The 11285-nt window shown below is 36.1% G+C and carries 8 protein-coding genes; 7 read left to right on the plus strand and 1 reads right to left on the minus strand.

Translation table 11 applies throughout. The features are described from left to right. Positions 1-48: 48 nt before the first annotated feature. Positions 49-468 carry a hypothetical protein gene (locus IEW94_RS00295; RefSeq protein ID WP_188649267.1) on the minus strand — a complete coding sequence of 140 codons (420 nt, stop codon included), beginning with the start codon at positions 466-468 and terminating at the stop codon, positions 49-51. Between the two features lie 106 nt (positions 469-574). Here IEW94_RS00295 and IEW94_RS00300 point away from each other — a divergent pair, with 106 nt between their 5' ends. The 7 genes from IEW94_RS00300 to IEW94_RS00330 all read left to right on the plus strand — a co-directional run bounded on the left by IEW94_RS00300 (position 575) and on the right by IEW94_RS00330 (position 11186). Continuing rightward, positions 575-1087 carry a ferritin-like domain-containing protein gene (locus IEW94_RS00300; protein ID WP_188649268.1) on the plus strand — a complete coding sequence of 171 codons (513 nt, stop codon included), beginning with the start codon at positions 575-577 and terminating at the stop codon, positions 1085-1087. A gap of 104 nt (positions 1088-1191) precedes the next feature. Then, the gene (locus tag IEW94_RS00305; protein WP_188649269.1) at positions 1192-2538 is read left to right on the plus strand and encodes a cytochrome ubiquinol oxidase subunit I; all 1347 of its coding nucleotides are present in this window, start codon (positions 1192-1194) and stop codon (positions 2536-2538) included. Between the two features lie 10 nt (positions 2539-2548). Further along, a complete protein-coding gene (cydB, locus tag IEW94_RS00310; RefSeq protein ID WP_188649270.1) occupies positions 2549-3586 on the plus strand; it encodes a cytochrome d ubiquinol oxidase subunit II in 1038 nt (345 codons plus the stop codon). A gap of 308 nt (positions 3587-3894) precedes the next feature. Further along, on the plus strand, positions 3895-6099 hold the full coding sequence (locus tag IEW94_RS00315; RefSeq protein ID WP_188649271.1) for a heavy metal translocating P-type ATPase: 2205 nt from the start codon (positions 3895-3897) through the stop codon (positions 6097-6099). 74 nt (positions 6100-6173) lie between these two features. Continuing rightward, positions 6174-8615 carry a glycoside hydrolase family 2 TIM barrel-domain containing protein gene (locus IEW94_RS00320; protein WP_188649272.1) on the plus strand — a complete coding sequence of 814 codons (2442 nt, stop codon included), beginning with the start codon at positions 6174-6176 and terminating at the stop codon, positions 8613-8615. 176 nt (positions 8616-8791) lie between these two features. Next, a complete protein-coding gene (locus tag IEW94_RS00325; protein WP_188649273.1) occupies positions 8792-10105 on the plus strand; it encodes a TolC family protein in 1314 nt (437 codons plus the stop codon). Between the two features lie 7 nt (positions 10106-10112). Then, on the plus strand, positions 10113-11186 hold the full coding sequence (locus IEW94_RS00330; protein WP_188649274.1) for an efflux RND transporter periplasmic adaptor subunit: 1074 nt from the start codon (positions 10113-10115) through the stop codon (positions 11184-11186). Positions 11187-11285 lie beyond the last annotated feature (99 nt).

Below are 11285 nucleotides of genomic sequence, written 5' to 3' on the forward strand. Positions count from 1 at the left end.
TTCCAAAAGACTAGTCGGTCTTTTGGTTTAAAAAAATAAAAAATGGAACTATGCTTGCGGAGGATGGTCTAAAACGGACATTGCTGAAAATGCATATAGATTATTATAATATCCTTTTTCAGATTTTTCAAGCGGGTTGTTTAAAAAAGCATAAGTGGTTTGTTCAACAACAAACAAAATGACTTCTTTTAAATTAAAGTTCTTAGTTGGAACCTTATCTGTATTTGCATTATTGTTTTGAGCAACTTTCATTAATTGGCACTTACCATCACAATGCATTTCGGGTTTGTCCTTGTTTACGCAAAGCATCGCAATAAAATCGGTTTTGTCCAAATAATAATATGCATACGTAAACGACAGTTGTAAGCTATTGAACAACATGGTTATTGTTAGCACAAAAGGTAATATGGTAGTAGCTATTTTCAACGGCGCAAAGTTAAATCTTTTAACTAAAAAAAGTGATATCATACAATATGAATTTCAACTTTTTCATGCCCAAAGTAACAGAGGTTACTTACCACTAAAAACTATAGAATTACATTTACTAAATAAAAAACAATTAAACCGAAAAGTCATGAACATATTCACCTTTAGAACAACTGTCATCTTTTCTCTCGTACTATCAATAAAAATTTTTAGCCAAGACAACATGCCCTCAAATCAAGAAGTTGCAGACATGAAATACATGCTTGAGGAAGAAAAAATGGCTCGTGATGTTTATGAATTTTTAGACAGCACGTGGAATTTAAGAGTCTTTAACAATATCAAGCAAAGTGAGCAACACCATATGGATATGATGGAATATTTACTTAATTCCAATAAAATAAGCTATCAATTAAGTGATGAACAAGGCGTTTTTTATAATAAAGATTTACAAAAACTGTATAATGATTTAATTGAAAAAGGTTCTAAATCAAGACAAGACGCTTTAGAAGTAGGCAAATTGATAGAAGTCACTGACATAGAGGATTTGGAGAAAGCTTTAAAAAACACATCTAACACTGAAATTAAAGATGTGTATTCCAAACTGATTTTTGCTTCTAATAATCATTTGAGGGCCTTTAACAGAAACTTATCTCGATTTTAATTCTAACCATTTTACTATTTAGTAATTTTGTATTTATTAACAACAAAGTAAGCTATGGTTCTTACTTAAAACCAAGATCAGTTAGTTGTTCTTAAAAAATCTCTATGGATACTGAAATTTTAGCAAGAATACAGTTTGCTTTCACAATTGCCTTTCACTACATATACCCGCCTTTAAGTATTGGCATTGGATTGATCATGGTAATTATGGAAGGCCTGTACTTGAAAACAGGCAACAAAGCCTATGAAATATTAACCCGTTTTTGGTTAAAAATATTCGCTATTACTTTTGGAATTGGTGTGGCAACTGGCATCATCATGGAATTTGAATTTGGCACCAACTGGGCTGTGTATTCAAAATATGTAGGTGATATTTTTGGAAGCGCACTTGCTGCCGAAGGCTTGTTTGCTTTTGGACTGGAAAGTACCTTTCTGGGCATTTTAATTTTTGGGTGGAACAGAGTATCACCTAAAGTCCATTTTATCTCAACTGTTGGCGTGTTTTTAGGCTCTATGTTTTCAGCCGTTTGGATTGTAGTTGCCAATAGTTGGCAACAAACCCCTGCCGGGTATCATATTGTTGGTGAAGGTTTAAGTGCGAGAGCTGAGGTCACCGATTTTTGGGCTATGATTTTTAATCCATCAAGCGTTGACAGAATCATTCACACATGGCAAGGTGCTTTTTTAGCCGGAGCCTTTTTGGTCTTGAGTGTGCATGCCTATTATATTAGAAAAGGCAGGTATATTGAAATCTCTAAAAAAGCCTTTAAAATTGCATTGGTTGTAGCTACCATTATTTCATTAACTCAACTTGTTTCTGGACATAGTTCAGCCGATGGTGTTGCCAAAAATCAACCGGCAAAATTAGCCGCCATGGAAGGGCATTACGAAAAATCTTCACCTGCAGATTTATATCTTTTTGGTTGGGTTGACAATGAAAACCAAAAAGTAACCGGATTATCAGTTCCCGGCGGATTATCATTTTTAGTACATCAAGATTTTGAAGCGCCCATAACAGGTTTAAATGCATTTCCAAAAGAAGACAGACCAGGACAAGTGAATGCGGTATTTCAGTTTTATCATATTATGATTGCTATCGGTTTATTTTTAATTGCACTAACATTATATGCCAGTTTTTTATGGTGGAAAGGCAAACTGTTTGATAAAAAATGGCTTATGTGGATTTTCTCTTTTTCGGTTATTTTGCCACAAATTGCCAACCAAGTTGGTTGGTTTACCGCCGAGATTGGCAGACAACCTTGGATTGTTTATGGGCATTTAAGAACAAGTCAGGGGTTTTCCCAAGAAGTGTCATCCAATCAAATTATGTTTTCATTAGTGTTATTTGCTGTAGTATACTCTTTATTATTAGTGTTATTTTTATATTCTTTGAATAAAAAAATAAAACATGGTCCTTATGATGAAGCCGAAAATCCATTAGAAATTATTTAAAAAACATCACATGGAAACGTTTTTAGGCATAGATTATCCCACACTTTGGTATTTAGTAGTTGGGTTACTGTTTTCTGGTTATGCTATTTTAGAAGGCTTTGATTATGGTGCGGGTGCATGGCATTTATTTTTAAGAAAAGATTTAAGCAGACGCATAGCAATCAATGCCATTGGCCCCATTTGGGATGCCAATCAAGTATGGCTTATTATCGGCGGTGGTGCCTTATTTGCTGGATTTCCAGTCATGTATGCTACCATGCTGTCTGCTATGTATATCCCTTTTATGCTGTTTTTAATGTTACTTGTTTTACGTTCTGCAGCTATTAAATTTAGAAGTGCCGAAGAAATGCTCTGGTGGCGAAAAACGTGGGACATCATTTATTTTGCGTCCAATACCTTGATTGCTTTTTTGTTGGGCGTTGTACTTGGAAACGTGTTGCAAGGCTTTGATATTGGTCCAGGTTTTACTTATGAAGGAGGCATCTTTTTTTCTTTTTTAAATCCTTATGCCATCATGGTAGGATTTACCACATTATCGTTATTTATGACACAAGGTGCTATTTTCTTATTACTAAAAACTGAAGGACGTTTATATGCAAGAATAACCTTTCTATTAAAAAAAGGAATGATCTTTTTCATAATAAGTTTTTCCATAACATCCTTATACACATTAATATTCATTCCTGGGGTGACCGATAATTTTAAAGAAACACCAGAGTTTTTTATACTTCCCATATTAGCTTTTTTAGCGGTTGCTAATGTTCCAAGATTAGTTTCAAAAAAGAAATATTTATATGCGCTTATTTTTTCATCCTTAACAATGGCATTTTTGCTTATGTTGGTTGCATTTCAATTATACCCAGTATTACTGCCTTCTACAATTCATCCAGAGCATAGTGTAACCATTTATAATGCTGCGTCCTCTCAAAAATCATTAGGAATTATGCTAACCATTGTACTTATTGGTTCCCCCTTACTTGCTGGCTATTTTATTTTTCTATACAAGACCTTTTATGGAAAAGTAAAACTGGATGATACCAGTTATTAATTTCCTAATGGAACAATAGCAATAAGATAAATTCTTTATTAAAAAGTTGAAACTAATGAAGCGAATCGGTGTTTCAAACTAAAAATGGTCATTATAGTCGGCTAAAATTAAAACATCTGAAAAGCACTTCAACCTCCATAATCGTTTGATTTTTTGTTGTTTATATTTTAAAAACGCCATAATTCTAATGCTCAAAAAACACGCTTTACAGCTAACAAAAGTCATGTTTAAATCCACCTTCAACTGTTATATTTAGTTCTTACTAAATCAAAATATAAAAACACTCAAATGTGTTTTTTAAAGTGAAAATGAATACACTAGAGTTTGAAATAGAGAATAGTAAACATCCTTTGAAAACTCAAAAAATTGAGCGAATTTTGAGTCAAGAAAAAGGCATAAACCATGTTTCTGTTTCAAAGTTAGGACTCGTACAATTGGAATGGGATGGTAATGAGACTAATCAATCTGAGATAATTGAATCCGTAAAAAAAATAGGCTTGACTATTCATAAACCAAAAAACAGTGAGCAGAAGCTAAATAAAGAAACTCGTCAACCAGAGTCTAACAGCCTAATGTTTTTTGGCGAAAATACTGAGCTCTATTTTGCTATACTCAGTGGTATATTCTGGATATTAGGCGTTATTTTCTCCTTTATAAACATGACACCAGATTACCTTTCAACTGGTCTTTACATTATAGGAGGTGTTTTTGGGGGTGTTTTTACTTTAATCACAGCCAGCAAGGATTTACTTAAGGGAAAATTTGAAATCGATTTTCTCATGCTCTTTGCTGCAATTGGAGCCGCCATACTTGGAAAATGGGCAGAAGCAGCTTTGCTACTTTTTTTGTTCAGTTTAGGCCATGCGCTAGAACATTATGCTATGAAACGGGCCAGAAAGTCCATTACGGCACTTTCTGATTTAACTCCTCCAATGGCTTTATTAAAACGTGATGGAGAATTGATTGAAATACATATTGAACAGCTCAAACTGGGAGATATTATTGTAGTAAAACCAAATTCAAAAATTGCAGCCGATGGAGTTGTTATAAAAGGAACGAGCGCTGTGAACCAAGCCTCCATTACCGGTGAAAGCATACCTGTTGATAAACAACCTAACCAAAATTGGCAAAATGAAAATGACATCAATAAACTGCTTCCAGAGCATCGTGTTTTTGCCGGCACGATTAATGGTAGTGGCGCACTGGAAATTAAAGTATTAAAAGAAGCCAAGGATAGTACACTTTCAAAACTGATTACTCTGGTTAAAGAAGCGGAAACACAAAAATCACCAACACAACTACTTACCGATAAATTTGAAAGATATTATGTGCCTTCAGTTTTAGTTTTAGTGATTTTTTTAATATTCGGTTTTCTGGTTTTAAACGAAACCTTTCAACAAAGTTTTTACCGAGCAATGTCTGTATTAATTGCAGCCTCACCTTGTGCACTGGCCATTTCTACACCAAGTGCCGTATTGGCCGGAATTGCCCGTGCTGCACGCCATGGGGTGTTAATTAAAGGTGGTCGTCCTCTCGAGGATTTAGGCGGATTAAAAGCAATAGCCTTTGACAAAACAGGAACGCTCACAACAGGCAAACCAACATTAACGCATGCCATTCCATGTGGGAACACTACCAAATCGCAACTATTGCAAATTGCCGTGGCGGTGGAAGCCTTAAGTGACCATCCTCTGGCTGAAGCCATAGTTGAAGGTGGGAAAAAACAACTGGGAAACACACCCATTCCAAAAGCCGAAAACCTAAAATCTTTAACTGCCAGAGGAATTCAAGCTAACTTTGAAAATAGTTTAATCCACATTGGCAACAGAAGACTTTTTGAAGGATTGACAGGAAACAAAGTTCCCGATGAAATTGACATGAAAATGTCTGAACTGGAATCTGGAGGACACACCGCCATGATCGTTTATCAAAACAACACGTATTTAGGAATTGTATCGGCTATGGATATTGCTCGTCCAGAAACTATTTCAACCCTTGCTACTTTGAAAAAAATGGGCATTAAGCGAATGATTATGCTAACTGGAGACAATCAAAAAGTAGCCGATGCAATCGCCAAACATATTGGAATCACTGACCCAATGGGCAGTTTATTGCCTGAAAACAAAGTAACAGCCATAGAACAATTAAAACAAGAGGAAGGAAATGTTGCCATGGTTGGTGACGGTGTAAACGATGCGCCTGCTATGGCCAAAAGCACCGTAGGTATTGCAATGGGAGCAGCCGGTTCAGACGTTGCTTTGGAAACGGCCGATATTGCCTTAATGGCTGATAAGCTAAGCAACCTTCCATTTGCAATTGGTTTAAGCAGAAAAGCAAAACAGATCATAAAACAAAACCTGGTTATCAGTTTGGGAATGGTGGCAATTTTAGTCCCAATGACCATTATGGGAACAATAGCCATCGGCCCTGCCGTAGTAGGCCATGAAGGATCCACGTTACTGGTGGTATTAAATGCCTTAAGGTTGTTAAAATATGATATTCAAGACACTTAATAATTCAAAAAAGAAAGGCTTTTAGGCTGATGTGTTGTATTTTTAGATTATTATTTTTATCAAAATTGAATCTAATGACTATCAAAGCTTACAAACTCGCCTTTTTGCTGCTTTTTGCACTGTTCAGCAATTTAACATCGAATGCTCAAGTTAGGGAAACAATCAATCTTCAAAACGATTGGAAATTCATAAAAGGAAATCCAGAGAATGCTTCTCAAATAACTTTCGATGACACCCAATGGAAAACCGTAAAAATCCCACATGATTGGGCTATAGGCGAACCTTTTATTAAAGATGGCGATGGCAATACAGGCAAATTACCTTGGAAAGCAGAAGGCTGGTACAGAAAGATTTTAGATATAAAACCATCTTATAAAAACAAACGAGTCATTCTGGTATTTGATGGTGTCATGGCATTTCCAAAAGTTTACATCAACGGTAACTTAGCTGGTGAATGGGATTACGGCTATAATTCATTTTATATTGATATTACCAATTTTTTGAATTTCGACAAAAAAAACATCCTTGCCGTTCATGCCGATACACATCAGCATGACAGCAGATGGTATCCTGGCGGTGGCATTTATAGAAAAGTCCAAATGATTGTAACAAATCCCGTTCATGTTAATATCTGGGGAACTTACATTACAACACCAATTATTAAAGAAAATTTGGCAGATGTTAGAATCAGTTCAATTATTTTAAACCAGTCAAAGAGCGACCAAGAGGTCAAGATAGAGCACATTATTGTAAACAGCAATGGTAACGAAATTGATAGAGATAGCATTTCAAGAACCGTTTTATCAGGAAAAGATAAAAACCTAGAAGTAACCCTTCAAGTGCCCAACCCTGAAATGTGGGATATTAAAAACCCCGTATTGTATTCAGTTAAAACCAACGTGTTCATTGACAATAAATTGTCCGATAGTGAAATAACAAAATTTGGAATTAGGAACATTAAATTTACTGCAGATGACGGGTTTCACTTAAATGGAAGACGTGTACAATTAAAAGGCGTTAATCTGCACAGTGATTTAGGGCCTTTAGGCATGGCTTTCAATAAACGAGCTCTGCAAAGAGAACTAGAAATCATGAAATCAATGGGAGTGAATGCCGTGAGAAACAGTCATAATGTTGCAGCACCAGAGCTATTGGATCTTTGTGATGAAATGGGCTTATTATTGTTTGATGAGGCTTTTGATAAATACGATGCTAAAATAGATATTACAGACGATACTAATTTTGAAGATTTTGCACACAGAAATATCAAAAACTTTGTTGTTAGGGACCGTAACCATCCTTGTGTTTTTATTTGGAGTGTTGGCAACGAAATTGGAGATGTTCAAAACAACATCAATAATGGATTCCAACGCTTGCACACCATGGTCAACTATGTAGACAAATATGACCCCACAAGACCTGTAACTTTGGTGAATGACAATATGCAAAGTGCCGCTTTAAGACATTTTGACTATTATGATGTGCACAGTTGGAACTATGGCAGACGGTATCGCTTGGCCAGAGAATTGGAGCCTAATAAATCCGTTATCATTAGTGAATCTGCTTCAACGGTCAGTACACGCGGGTTTTATGAATTTCCTTTACCTGATAAAAAAACAGACTTCACCAAGTCCTTACAAGTAAGTTCGTATGATTTAAATGCTCCAGCATGGGCCGAAATATCTGATGACGATTTTATGTGGCAACAAGATGAACCGTATGTTGCCGGCGAATTTGTTTGGACAGGATTTGATTATTTAGGCGAACCTACACCGTATTCCAACCAAGAAGTCAAAAAAATGGGCATGACTGATAAAGATGCTTCCAGAAGTTCATATTTTGGCATTGTTGATCTGGTAGGCATTCCTAAAGATCGATATTATTTGTACAAAAGCTATTGGAAACCAGAAGAGACTACCGTCCATATCTTGCCACATTGGAATTGGGAAGGAAAAGAAGGTGACACCATTCCGGTGTTTGTATATACAAATGGTAATAGCGCCGAGCTTTTTGTCAATGGAAAATCACAAGGCAAGCAATATAAAAAACCAGATTCCAAAAACTCAGTTGAGAGATTTAGGTTAATGTGGAAAGATGTTGTTTATCAACCAGGCGAAGTAAAAGCCGTAGCCTATAAAAACGGCGTTGAAATTGAAACCAACGTTGTCAAAACAGCTGGCAAACCTTATCAATTAAAACTAACAGCAGACAGAACAGAACTAGATGCGAATGGCAAAGACCTGTCTTATATCTTAATTGAGGCCGTTGATAAACAAGGAAACTTATGTCCGCTGGCTGACAACAACATTAATATTTCAATTAAAGGTGATGCTCATATTGCTGGCGTAGGAAACGGTAATCCGCAATCATTTGCTCCATTTCAATCAAACACCATAAAACTTTTTTATGGAAAAGCGATGGTAATTGTAGGTTCAAACAACAACCAAAGCGACTTGTTGGTTAAAGCGACATCAAAAGGATTAAAAAGTCATGCTATAAAACTTGAAATTAAATAAAAGCATTAACCAAACAAGATATTATTTTTGAAGGTTTAAATAAGCTTTCAAAATAAAAACCCATACTCAATTTAAAAGCAATCTTAACATTAAAGATTACTTTTTTTGTTAAGTAACATTAGTTACTAACAAACATTTTCTACAGTTATACTTTTGCCGTGTTAAATAATTCATCTATGAAAAATAACATAAGCATATTAACCTTTTATTTTTTTAGTGTTGTTTCTTTAATTCATGCACAAGAGGTCGTTCCTATATCTAAGGACGATGTTCTAAGCCAGGTATTGGAAAACAACCAAACCATAAAAATTTCAGAGTCAGATTTTAATCAAGCCAAAGCAGACTACAGACAGACCAATGCTATTTTTCTGCCTAACATAACGGTATCGCATACGGCCATTTCAACAACCAATCCTTTAATGGCTTTTGGCTCTAAATTAAACCAAGAGATATTGACTGCCAATGATTTTAATCCGGCCTTGTTGAACGACCCCAATAAAACCCAAAATTTTGCAACGCGTTTTGAAGTTAAACAACCACTAATAAACCTTGATGGTTTGTACCAACGTAAAGCCGCGAAAAATAAAATGGAGGCCATGAATTTACAAACAGAAAGAACCAGTGATTATTTGGTGTTTGAAGTCAATAAAGCCTATATGCAACTGCAATTGGCTTACAAAGCGCAAGATGTAATTGAAAAAGCTCTTAAAGCTGCTGAATCCAATCAGCAATTGGCCGACAACAGCTATAAGCAAGGGTATTTGCAACGTGCCGATGTATTGGCGGTTGAAGTTCGGGTTTCCGAAGTTAAAAATCAGTTACAAATGGCCAAAAGTAATATTGAGAACGCTTCAAACTATTTGTCATTTCTAATGAATAACTATACAAGCTCCGTTCTAAAACCAACCGACAGCTTAACGGTAAACACGTTGGGTTTAATTACGGCATCTCAAGTTTCTGAAGATCGTGCCGATATCAAAGCCATGCAACTAGCTTCAAACGCATACCAAAGCATGCATAAAGCAGATAATGTGGCGTTTCTTCCAACGTTGAATGCCTTTGGAAGTTATGAGCTTTATGATGATCAAGTATTTCAGGGCAATGCCAATGGCTATTTAATTGGTGCACAGCTTAGCTGGACTATTTTAGATGGCACTAAGCGCTTTGGAAAAGCTCAAAAAAGTAAAGCGGAATATGAAAAATCAAAACTTCAATATGAGCAATACGTATCTCAAAGCCAGTTAGAACTCAATAAAGCCAAACGAATGTTTATTGATGCGGAAAACAAATTAAAGCTATCAAAACTAGCTATGGAACAATCGCATGAATCCTTACGGATTAGAACAAACCGCTTTAAGGAAGGCTTGGAAAAAACATCCGACCTATTGATGGCCGAAACACAATTTGCCCAAAAACAACTAGAATACTACCAAACCATTTTTGAATACAACTATGCGCAAGCATACTTACAATTTTTAACCAAAGAATAACATAACCATGAAAAAGATATATACAATAACACTTTTAGCACTTAGTTTTTTAACAGTAAGCTGTGGCAGTGATGACAAAAAAACGATGGAAGACAACACACCCATTCCGGTTAAAGTTCGTGCCGTAAATGAAAACAGCAACCATTCATTTTTAACGGCCAGTGGAACCATCCAAGCCGTTAACAGTGCCAATTTAAGCACCCGTATGATGGGATTTGTTACCAACTTGCCCGTAAACATTGGCGACAAAGTAAAAAAAGGACAGCTTTTGATAGCTATTAACAATGCAGACTTGCAGGCCAAACTATCCCAAGTGAACGCTAGTATTATGGAAGCCACTGCTGCTTTTAATAATGCTGAAAAAGATTATAACCGTTACAAAAATCTGTTTGCCGAAAACAGTGCTTCGCAAAAAGAGTTGGACGACATGACGGCGCATTACAATATGGCAAAAGCCAGGTTGGAAGGTGCCAAACAAATGAAAAATGAAGTAGAAGCCCAATTTGCCTATGCCAACATAAGAGCACCTTTTGACGGTGTCATTACAGGAAAATTCATCAAAGACGGCGATATGGCCAATCCAGGCATGCCATTACTTGCCATGGAATCTCCAGGCAATTTTGAGGTAACTGCAATGGTTCCTGAAAGTGAGATTTCAAAAATAACTTCAGGCACAGCGGTTAAGATTTTTGTAAAATCCATTAACGAGATAATAGCTGGAACCGTAACTGAAATAAGTACATCTGCCAAAAATACCGGTGGACAATATGTGGTTAAAATAGCTTTGGACAAAACCAAAACATCCATTTTGTCGGGCATGTTCGTAACGGTTCAATTTCCTTTGGAAAAGCAACAACAAACAGACATGGTTTTAATACCTAGCGAAGCTTTGGTAACCAAAGGTCAGCTTTATGGAATTTATACCGTTAGTGAAAGCAACACCGCCCTGTTGCGTTGGCTGCGCTTAGGAAAAACCTTTGGTGATCAAGTAGAGGTGTTATCTGGTTTGTCGGCCAATGAATCGTACATTATTTCTGCTGAAGGAAAATTGTATAACGGTGCTAAAGTAAGTATTCAATAATTAAAAAACGCGTTAAGGATTGAACCATTGTTGGAGCTCTTTTTTGCTGAAAGCATAAAAAGCGACTGGTGAAAGCCTATTAAAACGCCAAAAAATAAA

Origin of the sequence: Yeosuana aromativorans (assembly GCF_014646655.1) — a bacterium.
GTDB lineage: Bacteria > Bacteroidota > Bacteroidia > Flavobacteriales > Flavobacteriaceae > Yeosuana > Yeosuana aromativorans.